Origin of the sequence: Gephyromycinifex aptenodytis, from assembly GCF_012277275.1 — a bacterium.
GTDB classification, from domain to species: Bacteria; Actinomycetota; Actinomycetes; order Actinomycetales; family Dermatophilaceae; genus Gephyromycinifex; species Gephyromycinifex aptenodytis.
This window is the reverse complement of sequence record NZ_CP051155.1, coordinates 1,210,549-1,224,207: the sequence shown is the minus strand read 5'-3', so window position 1 is coordinate 1,224,207 and position 13,659 is coordinate 1,210,549. Positions and strand designations below refer to the sequence as shown.

The window sequence follows — 13,659 nt, the reverse complement described above, 5'->3', positions numbered from 1 at the left end:
GGTGGTGTGGACGCACCTACGCGCAGCAAGCCGGTCGACGACCGGTGCGATGGCCTCCGTCTTCAACAGAAGCGGAGGCCGTCGTCGTCCCGGCGGGTAAAACTTCACGAAAGGCAACTCGCATGGGTCGACTCTTCGGCACGGACGGTGTCCGCGGTCTCGCCAACCGGGACCTCACCGCAGAACTCACGATGGACTTGTCCGTCGCAGCCGCGCACACCCTTCGCTCTGAGGGGGAGTTCGCTGGTCACCGGCCTCGCGCCATCGTCGGGCGGGACCCGCGCGCCTCGGGTGAGTTTCTCTCCTGCGCGACCATCGCGGGGCTGGCTTCGGCTGGCGTCGACGTCTACGACGCGGGGGTCCTACCTACCCCCGCGATCGCCTTCCTCGTCTCCGACTACGGGGTAGATCTGGGCGCGATGCTCTCGGCCTCCCACAACGCGATGCCCGACAACGGCATCAAGTTCTTCGCACGCGGCGGTCACAAGCTTGGCGATGCGCTGGAAGACGACATCGAAAAGCGTCTCGGCACCCCGTGGGAGCGGCCGGTGGGTGAGGCGGTCGGACGGGTTCGGCGTCTCACCGACGGGGCGGAGCGGTACCTGAACCATCTCGTCGAGGCCCTGCCCAACCGCCTGGATGGTCTGCACGTGGTCCTGGACACCGCTCACGGTGCGGCCAGTGAGGTTGCGCCAGAAGCTTTCCGCCGGGCTGGTGCCCGGGTGACCCAGATCGGTGGCGAGCCCGATGGGCTCAACATCAACGAAGGCTACGGGTCGACCCACCTGGACAAGATCCAGGCGGCGGTCGTTGAAGAGGGCGCCGACCTGGGTATTGCCGTTGACGGCGACGCAGACCGCTGCCTGGCGGTCGACGCCAGCGGGCTGATCGTCGACGGTGACAAGATCATGACCATCCTGACCTTGGCGATGCGTGAGCGCCATGCGCTCGTCGGGAACACCGTAGTCGTGACGGTCATGAGCAACCTGGGGATGCTGCAGGCGCTGGAGCGCGAAGGCATCTCTTATGTGCAAACCGCCGTAGGCGACCGCTACGTCCTGGAGGAGATGAAGCGCGGTGGCTACGCCATCGGTGGCGAGCAGTCGGGCCACGTCATCCTCAGTGACCACGGCACCACCGGCGACGGCACGTTGACCGGCCTGATGTTGGCCGCACGTGTGGCCCAGACCGCGACCACCCTCTCCGAACTGGCGTCGGCCATGACGGAACTGCCGCAGGTCCTGATCAACGTCAAGAACGTGGACAAGGACCGTGTCGCTCAGGACGAAGGTCTGCAGGCTGCGGTGGCTCAGGTGGAAGCCGAATTGGGCGCAGAGGGTCGGGTTCTGCTGCGCAAATCGGGCACCGAACCTTTGGTGCGGGTGATGGTCGAGGCCAACACCTTGGAGCGGGCCACGCAGTGCGCTGAGCGCCTGGCCGACGTGGTTCGGGACCGTCTCGCGTTGTGAGCGTGACGCGTCGGTGAGCTAGGCGCACAGCAGAGGGAGGCCGTGGCTAGACGCCACGGCCTCCCTCTTTGAGTGCTCAGGCAGAGGCAGCCAGCGGTTCGCCGATGTCGCCGATCGCTTCGACCACCGAGGCGCGGCCATCGGCCAGGGCGTAGGTCAGGCCCACGATGGCGCAACGCCCTTCGTCGACGGCTCGATGGATCATTTGCGAGCGTTCGTGGATCAGGTGGATGGTTTGGCGCACGTGCTCGGCCTCCACCTCATCGGTGCCGGTCGCCCCAGCCCGATGCGCAGCGATGACGCTGGGTGTGACCCGCTCGACGATGTCGCGGATGTAACCCTTGGGCATCGAGGCGTCCAGGTAGTGCTGAATGGCGGCCTTGACCGCCCCGCAGGAGTCGTGGCCGAGGACGACGATAAGCGGCACACCCAGGATCTCGGTCGCGAACTCCAGGGATCCCATGACGCCCTCTGCTACGACATGGCCCGCGGTGCGCACCACGAACAGGTCCCCTAAGCCCTGATCGAAGATCACCTCAGCGGCGACCCGCGAGTCACCGCAGCCGAAGAAGGCGGCGAACGGCGCCTGACCTCCCGCCAGTTCGTGCCGGCGGGCGGCGCCTTGGTTGGGGTGCATGGGGCTGTCGGCGACGAATCGCTCGTTGCCCGCACGCAGGGCAGCCCAGGCCTGCGCCGGTGTTGAGGGGAGTGCGGTCTCACTCATGGGGAGCTCCTTGCACCGGGCCGGCGTCCACGTCCTGCTGGGCGTCGTCCAGCCCGGGGCGGGTGGGGATGGTGCTTTGAACGGCTTTGGGACCGACAGTAGCGAAAAAGTCGTTCCCCTTGTCGTCCACGACGATGAAGGCGGGGAAGTCGACGACCTCGATCTTCCACACGGCTTCCATCCCGAGTTCGGGGTACTCCAGGACCTCGACGTGCTTGATGCAGTCCTGGGCCAGCCGTGCTGCCGGGCCGCCGATGGAGCCGAGGTAGAAACCGCCGTGCTTGGCGCAGGCGTCGGTGACCTGCTGGCTGCGGTTTCCCTTGGCCAACATGACCATGGAGCCGCCAGCGGCCTGGAAAGCGTCTACATAGGAGTCCATGCGGCCGGCCGTCGTCGGACCGAACGACCCCGAAGCCATGCCGTCGGGGGTCTTGGCCGGTCCGGCGTAATAGACCGGGTGGTCCTTCATGTATTGGGGCATCTCTTCACCTGCATCCAGACGTTCCCTGATCTTGGCGTGCGCGATGTCGCGTGCCACAACAAGGGTGCCGGTCAGCGAAACCCGGGTCTTGATCGGATGCCGGCTCAGCTCGGCCCGGATCTGCTCCATGGGACGCGACAGGTCGATGTTCACGACCTCTTCGACGGGTGCGTCTTCGCCGAGGTCGCTCTCGGTGACCTCGGGTAGGTACTGGCCCGGGTCGAACTCGAGCTGCTCGATGAAGACCCCTTCGGGGGTGATCTTGCCCTTGCACTGACGGTCTGCCGAGCAGGAGACGGCAATAGCTACCGGGAGCGAGGCGCCGTGGCGGGGGAGGCGAACTACGCGCACGTCGTGGCAGAAGTACTTGCCGCCGAACTGGGCGCCGATCCCGAGCTCACGGGTGATCTGCAGGACCCGCTCTTCCCACTCCAGGTCGCGGAATCCGTGGCCGGTGGCCGGGTCACCTGAGGTGGGGAGCTCATCGAGATACTTCGCCGAGGCGTACTTGGCCGTCTTGAGTGCGAATTCGGCCGAGGTGCCGCCGATGACGATGGCTAGGTGGTACGGCGGGCAGGCCGCGGTGCCCAGGGAGGCGATCTTCTCGCGCAGGAACTCCGGCAACGTCTTCTCGTTCAGGATCGCTTTGGTCTCCTGGAACAGGTAGGACTTGTTGGCGCTGCCGCCACCCTTGGCCATGAACAGGAACTTGTAGGTGTTCTCGTGGCCGGGAAGGGTATCGGCGTACAGCTCGATCTGAGCCGGAAGGTTGGAGCCGGTGTTCTTCTCCTCGAACATGGTCACCGGAGCGTTCTGGCTATACCTGAGGTTGAGGGTCGTGTAGGCGTCGTAGATGCCCTCGGACAGCGGCTTCTCATCGGTGCCCTCGGTCAGAACCCGCTGGCCCCGCTTACCCATGACGATCGCCGTCCCGGTGTCCTGACACATGGGCAGCACGCCACCGGCAGAGATGTTCGCGTTCTTCAGCAGATCCAGGGCGACGAACTTGTCGTTGTCGCTGGCTTCAGGGTCTTGCAGGATCGTGCGCAGCTGCGACAAGTGCCCGGGTCGCAGGTAGTGCGCAATGTCGTGCATCGCCGTCTCCGACAACAGTCGCAACGCCTCGGGCGAAACCTTGAGGAAAGGCACCCCGTCCGGGCCGTCGAGGACCTGCACGCCTTCGCAGGTGAGGAGGCGGTAGGGCGTCGGGTCATCGCCCAGGGGGAGCAGGTCCTCGTATGCGAACTCGGCCATCGGTACGGCTCCTTTGTCAGTGTCACGGACCGTGTGCCTGAAGCCGGGCGCGCTGCGCCGACTGCGCACTCGATCGATGCGCGATGCGATGGCCCAAGCCTAGTTCGTTGAGGTCACAGCGGGCGGCGGGGTGTCCACATTGGCTGCCGGGTGCGGCAGTCATGCCGGCGCCGACCTCAGCGGCGCCGATTGGTATGACTTGTCGGCACTCGACTATTGGCGAGTGTCTAGGCACCCGCCGGGGTTAAAGAAGTGTTAGACAACAAGTTGGCCGTTGTTAACGAGTTCGCGCTCGATGGTGCGTGCCCATCGGTCGAGTGAGACGAAGGAGTCGTGGTGCCACAACGAAGGACCAAGAGGTCGATCGCCGGGATAGCGGCGATCTGCATAACGGCTGCCGGTGCGCTCGCAGCCTGCGGAGGCGATGACACCTCGGGGTCTGCTAAGGCCCTGACGTGGTACATCAACCCTGACTCGGGCGGTAACGACCCGAACAAGAAGGGGCAGACCCACCTGGCGAAGGTCTGCACCGATCAGGCCAAGGGTGCCTACACCATCTCCACCCAGGTGCTGCCCAACAGTGCCAGCGATCAGCGTCAGCAACTGCTGCGTCGCCTCGCCGCCTCCGACAAGGGCGTCGACATCATGTCGATCGACCCCGTCAACGTGGCCGAATATGCCGAAGCAGGATTCCTGGCCGAGGTGCCGGCCGACAAACAGGAGGCGCTCAAGGAAGACGCGGTCAAACCCATCGTCGAATCGGCGATGTGGAAGGACAAGATGTTCGCGGCGCCGATGTGGGCCAATACCCAGCTGCTGTGGTACCGCAAGTCGGCAGCTGCGGAAGCCGGCCTGGACATGAGCAAGCCGGTCACCTGGGATCAACTCATCGAAGCCGCCAAAAAGCTCGATTCGAGCATCGGTGTCCAGGCCAAACCGTATGAGGGTTACACGGTGTGGATCAACGCACTCGTGGAGTCGGCGGGTGGACACATCATCGCCAATGAGGGTGCGGGCGCCGACGAGCTCCAGCTCGGTCTGGACTCGGCAGAGAGTAAGAAGGCTGCCGCCATCATCGGCGAGATCGCTCGCAGCGGGATCGGCGGTCCTGCGATGGGTTCCTCCGATGAGACCGCCTCGCTGGACCTGTTCGCAGGTGGCGGCGCGTTTCTCGTCAACTGGCCCTACACCTGGGCGGCGCTACCCGAGAAGGGCGTCGACGTGAAGGACATCGGCTTCGCGCGCTATCCGCAGGCAGTTCAGGGCAAGGAGTCTGCGCCCCCCTTGGGTGGGATCGAGCTCGGCGTGAACGCGGCGAGCGCCAACCAGGCGGCGGCCTGGGATGCCATCGCCTGCATCACCAGCCAGGAGAACCAGAAGACCTACATGTTGGGCACGGGTAACCCTGCGGCCCGCAAGGCGGTCTACGACGACCCGGAGATCAAGAAGGAGTTCCCGATGGCATCGCTCATCCGCGAATCCCTCGATGCGGGTGGGCCTCGTCCTGCGACGCAGTACTACGGCGACCTGTCGACCGCGTTGTTCAAGAAGTTCAGCCCGCCGGACCAGGTGAACGAAGGCACTCCCGCCGAGGCCGCCAACTTCATTCTTGAAGTCCTGAAGGGGGAGGCCCTGCTGTGAGCACTGTCGCCACCGCGCCGAGCACGACTCGGCAACCTAAGCCAGGCCTGACCGACCGCGCCAAGGGCGAACGGGCGCTGGGTTGGAAGCTGGCTGGCCCGGCGTTCGTCGTGATGCTCCTCGTCACGGCGTACCCGATCTTCCAGGCGATCTGGAACTCCCTGTTCAGCTTCCGGTTGACCGACCCTGCTTCGCGCAAGTTCGTGTTCCTGGGCAACTACGTCACGATCGTCACCGACCCGTTGTTCTGGTTGGCGGTCGGCAACACCCTGTTCATCACCGTCGTGACGGTGGTCGTCGAACTCGTCATCGGCATGGCGCTTGCCATGCTCATGAACAAGGTCATCTGGCCGCGTAAGACACTGCGCACCGTCGTCTTGGTCCCGTATTCGATCATCACTGTGGTCTCGGCGTTCGCGTGGTTCTACGGCGTGCAGATCTCGACCGGGTTCCTCAACCACTGGCTGGAAGCGCTGACCTTCGGTGCCTGGGATGTGAACTTCAACTGGTTCGGTCACTGGTGGAGCTCGATGCTGGTCATCTGTATGTCGGAGATCTGGAAGACGACGCCTTTCATGTCGTTGCTCCTGCTCTCCGGTCTGGCCCAGATCGACGGAGCGATGGAGGAAGCCGCCAAGGTCGACGGCGCGACTTTCTGGCAGCGCATGTTCAAGGTCGTCCTGCCGAACATGAAGGCCGCCATCATGGTCGCGGTTCTCTTCCGCACCTTGGATGCGTTCCGCATCTTCGACAACGTGTTCATCATGACCCAGGGCGCCCAGAACACGACGACGTTCTCGCTGCTGGCCTACGACCAGACGATCAACCGGGTGGAGATCGGCATGGGTTCGGCGATCTCGGTTCTGCTGTTCCTCTCGGTCCTGCTCATCGCGGCGATCTTCGTCCGTGGTTTCAAGGTCGACCTCACCGGCGGAAGGAACTGATTCGCCATGGCCAAGAATTCTGCCGACAACGGCCGGACCTTCATGGGGATCGCATCCCTGTTCATCATCCTGTTCACGATCATCCCGCTGCTGTGGATCTTCTCGTTGTCGGTGAAGAGCACCGAGGCGCAGCTGGATCCGTCGCTGAACGTATTCGGGAACTTCTTCCCGAAGCCGAGCGAGATGACGTTCAAGAACTACGAACTCATCCTCACCGGCGGTGCCAGCGAACTGTTCGTACCAGCGCTGATCAACTCCCTGGTCGTGTGCCTGCTCGCCACGGTCATCGCCGTGGTGCTGGCGATGTTCTGCGCGTACGCAATTGCGCGGCTGGACTTCCCGGGTAAGAAGATCATCCTGGTCACCGCCCTGGCGGTGTCGTTCTTCCCGGTGATCTCATTGGTCACGCCGCTGTTCAACGTGTGGAGCAAGATCGGTCTGTTCGACACCCGCATCGGTTTGATCATTCCCTACCTGTCCCTGACCCTGCCGCTGGCGATCTGGACCCTGTCCGCTTTCTTCCAGCAGATCCCGTGGGAGATGGAGCAGGCAGCGCAGGTCGACGGCGCGACGAGTTGGCAGGCCTTCCGCAAGGTCATCGTGCCGCTGGCCAGCCCGGGCGTGTTCACCACGGCGATCATCACGTTCTTCACCGCGTGGAACGACTTCGTCTTCGCGATCTCGCTGACCTCGGACAAGGCGCGGACCGTTCCGGCGGCGCTCGCCTTCTTCACCGGCGCCTCGCAGTTCGAGCAGCCCTTCGGGGCGATCTCGGCTGCAGCCGTCATCGTGACGATCCCGGTCGTCATCCTCGTGCTGCTCTTCCAGCAGCGCATCGTGTCCGGCCTCACCTCGGGCGCGGTCAAGGGCTGAGCCCTGGCCTCGAGCTTTTGACAAGGAGTCACCACTCACATGTCCCAGATCAAACTCACAAATCTCGTCAAGAAGTACGGTGACGGGTTTCCCGCGGTGAACGATGTTTCGCTGGACATCGCGGACGGCGAATTCATGATCTTCGTCGGCCCCTCGGGTTGCGGAAAGTCGACGCTACTGCGGATGATCGTCGGCCTGGAGGACATCACCTCCGGAGAGCTGCTCATCGGCGATCGTCGCGTCAACGACCTCGCGCCGCGGGACCGCAACCTGGCCATGGTTTTCCAGAACTACGCCTTGTACCCGCACCTGACGGTCTTCGAGAACATCGCGTTCCCGTTGCGACTGCAGAAGGGTAAGCACTCCGAGGAGGAGATCCAGGCCAAGGTGCGCAAGGCCTCGGCCATGCTTGAGCTCGACGAGAACCTGGAGCGCAAGCCCGGCAACCTCTCCGGTGGTCAACGTCAACGGGTGGCAATGGGGCGGGCCATCGTGCGCGAGGCCGACGCCTTCCTCTTCGACGAGCCGCTGTCCAACCTGGATGCCAAGTTGCGCGGTCAGATGCGCACCGAAATCGCCCGAATGCAGCGCCGGATGGGCATCACGACCGTCTACGTCACCCACGACCAGACCGAGGCGATGACCCTCGGAGACCGGGTGACCGTGCTGAAGAAGGGCGTCATCCAGCAGTGCGCCAGCCCGCGCGAACTGTACGAACAGCCGCTCAACCTCTTCGTCGCGGGATTCATCGGCACCCCGCCGATGAACTTCCTGCCGGCTCGAGTGCAGAACGACACGCTCTCGCTGCCGTTCGTCGACGTCCCGGTCTCGGGTGATCTTGCCGAGAAGGTGCGGGGTAAAGAGCTCGTCATCGTCGGTATCCGCCCCGAGTACCTCAAGGACGCCAGCCTCGGCGATGCTCAGGCACAAGGCGCGGTCTCCTTCCACGCACCTGTGGACCAGACAGAGTGGCTGGGCAACGAGCAGTACGCCTACATCCCCTACCACGCCGATGATGCGGTCCAGCACAAGCTGGACGAGCTCGACCGCGAGCTGGACGGTGAGGGTTCGCGTACGGTCATGGTCGTCAACCTCGACGGACGCTCACGGATCCGGGAGGGCGAAGAAGCGGAACTGTACTTCGACCCGGCCCTCATGCACGTCTTCGACCCCGAAACGGGCGCTTGCCTGACGCGCAACGAGGAACGTGCTGCGCAGATCGCTCGCGAGAGCGAGGAAGACCGCAAGCGGGCCCTGCAGCGCGCACACGACCGCGACCACCAGGAGGCCGAAGCCAGCGTCTGAGACCACTGATGCCCCGGGTAGCTGCGGCTGCCCGGGGCATCAGCGTGTGCGCAAGTAACGGCGGATCAGCGACAATGGCGTCATGAGTTCCGTGCCGCCCCAGGACGCCGACGCTCCCACGCCCCCCGCGGAGACGCGCCCTACGGAATCTGCCAGCCAAACCGGCCCGGTAGGCCCTGCTCCCGCGGCGGCGCCGGCAGGAGTGCCTCGCAAGCGTCACACGATGGGCACGTGGCGCAGCCTGGTGATCTCGATGCTCGTCATGTTGGGGTTCGTCTGGTTGTGGCTCGCGCTCAGCCCACGAGCCAGCCACTTGGAGCAGCGCGAGGTCGATGTCATGTCGGTTGCCCGACAGGTGAATCGGGAAGCCGGGTTAAAAGTATCGGTGCCCCAACTCCAGGCCCCATGGACGGCTACCAGCGCCCGGTATGCCCGCTCGGCTGAGGGCTTGATGACCTGGTACGCGGGCTATCACGTAACGGGCGACGACTCCGTCTTCGTGGGCCTGCGTCAGACCGCCAGCGATGCCGACCCGCGCGCCAAAGACAGTTGGCTGGCGGAGGCGACCCGGGATGGCCGCGAAATGGGGACCGTCGACATCGGGGGGCGGACGTGGACCCGACACGAAACCGGCGGCGAGCCGGTCCGCCGGTCCCTGGTGTCAGAAGAAGGCGGGTTGCTCACTGTCGTGGAGGGGTTGGGCCCGCAGGAACGCCTCACCGAGTTCGCGGGCTCCTTACGCCCATACAAACCCTGAGGGTCGCCGGACGGCTCCTTGTTGCTCAGTGGCGTGCGGCCGTAGCTGCGGCGCACCGACTTCGCGCTTTCCCTGCACCCGAGCACACCAGGGGGCTTGCCCTGGCGGCTCAAGACCAGGGAGATCAGCGACTTCCCGGTGAGTATTGGTGACCCGCGGCCGGCTACTCCTGGTCGGCGTGGTGGGCGGCCGCGTCGAGGCGCGCGGTGGCGCGGTCCAGCAGCCCAGTGCAGTGTGCGGCGAGGGCCTCGCCGCGTTCCCACAGGTTGACGCTCTGCTCCAGGTCGGCTTGGCCGCGTTCAAGCGCGGAGACGACGTCGACGAGTTCATCGCGGGCGGCCTCGTAACTCAGCGCCGCGATGTCGGGGAATCGGCCGGGCGCGGCAGGCACGTCCGCTTTGGAGGCTCTGGCCTTGGCTGTGTTCTCGCTGGAGCTTTCTCCGTCTGCGGGGGCCTTGGATTGCTCGTCGCTCATGCGTCGGCGTCCTTTCGTCGGGAACGTGCTGGTTTGCTGACGGGGCGCACACCGAAGTCGCCGCGGGCCACCCGCACCCGCAACAGCTCGTTCGCTTCGACCTCGGTGCGGTCCATGACCACTCGCCCGTCTCGATGCAGCACGATCGCGTACCCGCGCTCCAGCGTGGACTGCGGCGAGAGCGCCCTTAGCGATGCAGCGCTGCGTTGGATGTCGGCATTGGCCCGCATCAGGCGGGTGCGAAGCACCGAGCGGGCGCGTTCACGGGCGGCGTCGATGTGCAGCCGGTGGGGGGTGAGCGTGGCGCGGGGGTCAGCCAGCACCGGTCGGCTGCGCAGCACCTGCACCTGGCGGTGCTCGGTGGCGAGTCTGGACGCAAGGGCGCGGCGCGCTCGTTCGCGTGCCTGTTCTAGGCGCTCTCGCTCAGCGGCCATGTCGGGCACGATGCGTTTAGCAGCGTCAGTGGGGGTGGAAGCGCGCAGGTCAGCGACGAAGTCGAGCAGGGGAGTGTCGACCTCGTGCCCGATCGCACTGACCAGCGGTGTGCGGATGGCGGCTACCGCACGGATGAGGGCTTCGTTGCTGAACGGGAGCAAATCCTCGAAGGAGCCACCACCGCGGGTGACGACGATGACATCGACCTGCGGGTCCTTATCGAGCTCGACCACCGCCGCGCTGACTGCGGCGACCGCGTCATTACCTTGCACGGGCACTTCACGGACCTCGAACCGGACTCCTGGCCAGCGCCGTCGCGAGTTCTCCACGACGTCACGCATGGCGGCGCTACCGCGCCCACAGACCAGGCCGATCGTGTTGGGTAGGAACGGCAGCGGGCGCTTGCGCGCCGGATCGAACAGGCCTTCGCTTCGCAGGAGCTGCTTGAGGTGCTCTAGGCGCGCCAGCAGCTCGCCTTCGCCCACGGGCCGCAGATCGCGTCCTTCGAGCTGCAACGTTCCGCGTTTGGGCCAGAAGCTCGGTTTGGCGTGCACGACGACCCGAGCGCCGTCCTGCAACGGGACCGGCAACCGGTCTAGAACCGGTACCGGCATGGTCACAGTGAGTGACATGTCGACGTCGGCGTCGCGCAGGGTGAGGAAGAATGACCGGGCCCCGGGTCGCCGGTTGACCTGCACGACCTGCCCCTCGACCCATACCGGGGACATCCGGTCGACGTAATCGGAGATTTTCATCGAGAGCAGGCGAAGCGGCCACGGGGATTCCGCGGTGGTGTCGGCGGCCTTCTCCGGCAGTGACGGGCTCACCGGCGCAAGTATGCCGCAGGCCAGCGGCGATACCCGGTAGCGCCGACCCGCCAGGCAGGACGGATATCGGGCGCGATCACAGGGGCCACAGCGGCGCGCATGGTCGGGCCGAATCAACGCGCCCGGACTGTACTCAGCCTTGGTTCGTAGGATGGGCGTGTGACTGGAGCCAAGAAGGTCTTGCTGGCCGCGCCGCGCGGGTACTGCGCGGGCGTGGATCGTGCCGTGGTGACGGTGGAAAAGGCCCTGGAGCTCTACGGGCCGCCGATCTACGTGCGCAAACAAATCGTGCACAACAAGCATGTCGTCGCCACCTTGGAGCGGCGTGGCGCCATTTTCGTGGAAGAGACCGACGAGGTGCCCGAAGGGGCGACTGTCGTGTTCTCTGCTCACGGGGTGGCCCCGGTGGTGCATGAGGAAGCCAAACAGCTCAACCTCACCTCTATCGACGCCACCTGCCCGCTGGTCACCAAAGTGCACCGTGAGGCGGTGCGCTTCGCCAACGCCGACTTCGACATCCTGCTCATCGGGCACGAAGGGCACGAGGAAGTGGTGGGCACTTCCGGGGAGGCGCCAGAGCACATCACGATCGTCAACGGCCCGGACGACGTCGACAACGTGCAGGTGCGGGACCCGGAGAAGGTCGTATGGCTGTCTCAAACGACGCTGTCAGTGGACGAGACCATGGAGACCGTGCGGAGGCTGCGCAATCGCTTCCCCGCGATTCAGGATCCGCCTAGCGACGACATCTGTTACGCCACCCAGAACCGTCAGCTCGCGGTGCGCCAGATGGCCGCGCAGTGCGACTTGATGATCGTCGTCGGTTCCCAGAACTCCTCCAACTCGGTGCGCCTGGTCGAAGTTGCCCTCGAATACGGTTGCGCCGCTGGGTACCTGGTCGATTACGCCGATGAGATCGACGACTCGTGGCTGTCGGGTGTCTCTACGGTCGGTGTCACCAGTGGTGCTTCGGTGCCCGAGCTTCTGGTTCGCGACGTGCTGGACTACCTGGCCCGGCACGGGTACGAGGATGTCGAGCCGGTCGTGGCAGCCGAAGAAAGTCTGTTGTTCGCGCTGCCGAACGAGATCCGTCGCGAACTCAAGCGACGAGGTAAGGGCGACTCGGCGAAGCTGCGACACGACGCCTCCACCCATCTGCATTAACCCGCTCGGGCAGATCAATCATTGACGAAGGCGCGGGCGCCTCACGCGCTCTGCTCCTCTGAGCGGACCTCGGGGGCGGCGTCGCGCTGTTCATATTCACGGTCACGTCGCTGCGCGCCGTCCTCGACGGCCTCGAGCAACTCCACTGCGGTCAACGGACGCGGCGTGCTTTCCAACGGCTGCAGGGGCGGCAGCGGCTCCGCCAGGTCGAGTTCGGCCATCTTCCGTGCGGTGACCAAGACCCGCGACTCCATCGCGCCAACGGTGGCGTTGTAGGCCTCGACGCTGCGCCTCAGCGAGGACCCCAATCGGGCGACGTGCGAACCGAGGCTGCCCAGTCGGGCGTGTAGCTCGCTGCCGAGGGCAAGCAGTTCCCGGGCGTTGTCGGACAGGCTGTGCTGCTGCCAGGTGAAGGCGACCGTGCGCAGTAGCGCCAGCAGGGTGGAGGGGGAGGCGAGGACGACTCGCTGCGCCTGTGCGTGATCGAACAGGCTCGGGTCTGCGGCCAGAGCAGCCGCCAAGATCGAGTCGCTGGGCACGAAGCACACGACCATCTCGGGTGTGGTGGCGAAGGCCGTCCAGTAGGACTTGGCCGCGAGGGCATCGACGTGCCCACGCATCACCTTGCCGTGTGCGGCGAGGGCCGCTTGGCGTTCTTTGTCGTCCAGACCGTCTCGGTGCGCGGCCATGAAGGCGCTCATCGGGGCTTTGGCGTCGATGACGAGCACTTTGCCCTCGGGCAGGCGCACCAGGACATCAGGGCGGATGCGGGCGTCGTGGGCGGTGACGGCGCTGACTTGTTCGTCGAAGTCGCAGCGCGCGAGCATGCCGGCGTGCTCCAGAACGCGGCGCAGCTGGGTCTCGCCCCAGGTGCCGCGCACGGTTGAGGCGTTCAACGAGCCGACCAGGCTCGCCGTCGATGCCCGCAGAGCTGAGGTGGAGGAGGTCACTTCGGCCAACCGTTCGCCGATCTCGCCGAACTGCTCCAGCCGGTCCCGCTCCAGTAGCCCTACCTGACGCTCTACCCGCACCAGGGTCTCCCGCAGCGGGGCCAGCGCCGTATTGGCGTCCAGCGCCGCGGTGTCGGCGGCTTGCAGCGCCTCAATCCGTTCGCGCAGCAACTCGTTCTCGGTTCGGGCAGCCACGAGATGGTCGCGGTGGCCGGCGAGCAGAAACGATCGGGCGATGAGCAGACCCAGTCCGACCCCAAGGACGAGCCCCACTAAAAGAGCGAGCAGCAGCGCGGTGTCCATGAGTTCACTGTGCCAGCAGCCACCGACAGCCCTTCGCCGCGCACGTTCTGCGCATCG

Annotated in this window: 12 protein-coding genes; 7 read left to right on the top strand and 5 right to left on the bottom strand. The window is 65.4% G+C overall.

What is annotated here, in order from left to right; translation table 11 throughout:
• Positions 1–122: 122 nt before the first annotated feature.
• Positions 123–1,469, top strand: a complete 1,347-nt coding sequence (gene glmM, locus G9V96_RS05155; RefSeq protein ID WP_168582084.1) for a phosphoglucosamine mutase — start codon at positions 123–125, stop codon at positions 1,467–1,469.
• 76 nt (positions 1,470–1,545) lie between these two features.
• Here the strand turns inward: glmM and G9V96_RS05150 are convergent, their stop codons facing one another.
• Together G9V96_RS05150 and G9V96_RS05145 are read right to left on the bottom strand one after the other, a co-directional pair.
• A complete protein-coding gene (locus tag G9V96_RS05150; protein ID WP_168582083.1) occupies positions 1,546–2,193 on the bottom strand; it encodes a carbonic anhydrase in 648 nt (215 codons plus the stop codon).
• On the bottom strand, positions 2,186–3,928 hold the full coding sequence (locus G9V96_RS05145) for a fumarate hydratase (protein ID WP_168582082.1): 1,743 nt from the start codon (positions 3,926–3,928) through the stop codon (positions 2,186–2,188). Before G9V96_RS05145 ends, G9V96_RS05150 begins: the two co-directional genes overlap by 8 nt.
• Before the next feature lie 336 nt (positions 3,929–4,264).
• Between G9V96_RS05145 and G9V96_RS05140 the strand changes: the two genes are divergently transcribed.
• From G9V96_RS05140 to G9V96_RS05120, 5 genes are all read left to right on the top strand, one after another.
• A complete protein-coding gene (locus G9V96_RS05140; RefSeq protein WP_226913486.1) occupies positions 4,265–5,569 on the top strand; it encodes an extracellular solute-binding protein in 1,305 nt (434 codons plus the stop codon).
• The gene (locus G9V96_RS05135; RefSeq protein ID WP_168582081.1) at positions 5,566–6,513 is read left to right on the top strand and encodes a carbohydrate ABC transporter permease; all 948 of its coding nucleotides are present in this window, start codon (positions 5,566–5,568) and stop codon (positions 6,511–6,513) included. The genes G9V96_RS05140 and G9V96_RS05135 overlap by 4 nt, the downstream gene beginning before the upstream one ends.
• A gap of 42 nt (positions 6,514–6,555) precedes the next feature.
• A complete protein-coding gene (locus G9V96_RS05130) occupies positions 6,556–7,386 on the top strand; it encodes a carbohydrate ABC transporter permease (RefSeq protein WP_404861437.1) in 831 nt (276 codons plus the stop codon).
• A 39-nt stretch (positions 7,387–7,425) separates the two neighbouring features.
• Positions 7,426–8,691, top strand: a complete 1,266-nt coding sequence (locus G9V96_RS05125) for an ABC transporter ATP-binding protein (RefSeq protein ID WP_168582079.1) — start codon at positions 7,426–7,428, stop codon at positions 8,689–8,691.
• A gap of 223 nt (positions 8,692–8,914) precedes the next feature.
• Positions 8,915–9,448 (top strand): DUF4245 domain-containing protein, encoded by a 534-nt coding sequence (locus G9V96_RS05120; RefSeq protein ID WP_168582078.1) that lies wholly within the window; start codon positions 8,915–8,917, stop codon positions 9,446–9,448.
• Between the two features lie 163 nt (positions 9,449–9,611).
• Here G9V96_RS05120 and G9V96_RS05115 read toward each other — a convergent pair whose 3' ends face one another.
• Together G9V96_RS05115 and xseA are read right to left on the bottom strand one after the other, a co-directional pair.
• On the bottom strand, positions 9,612–9,923 hold the full coding sequence (locus G9V96_RS05115) for an exodeoxyribonuclease VII small subunit (protein WP_168582077.1): 312 nt from the start codon (positions 9,921–9,923) through the stop codon (positions 9,612–9,614).
• Positions 9,920–11,185: an exodeoxyribonuclease VII large subunit gene (gene xseA / locus G9V96_RS05110; RefSeq protein ID WP_168582076.1), complete on the bottom strand. Its 1,266-nt coding sequence runs from the start codon at positions 11,183–11,185 to the stop codon at positions 9,920–9,922. Before xseA ends, G9V96_RS05115 begins: the two co-directional genes overlap by 4 nt.
• A 159-nt stretch (positions 11,186–11,344) precedes the next feature.
• Here xseA and G9V96_RS05105 point away from each other — a divergent pair, with 159 nt between their 5' ends.
• Positions 11,345–12,349 (top strand): 4-hydroxy-3-methylbut-2-enyl diphosphate reductase, encoded by a 1,005-nt coding sequence (locus G9V96_RS05105; RefSeq protein ID WP_168582075.1) that lies wholly within the window; start codon positions 11,345–11,347, stop codon positions 12,347–12,349.
• 41 nt (positions 12,350–12,390) lie between these two features.
• Here G9V96_RS05105 and G9V96_RS05100 read toward each other — a convergent pair whose 3' ends face one another.
• A complete protein-coding gene (locus tag G9V96_RS05100; protein WP_168582074.1) occupies positions 12,391–13,602 on the bottom strand; it encodes a DNA recombination protein RmuC in 1,212 nt (403 codons plus the stop codon).
• Positions 13,603–13,659: the final 57 nt, after the last annotated feature.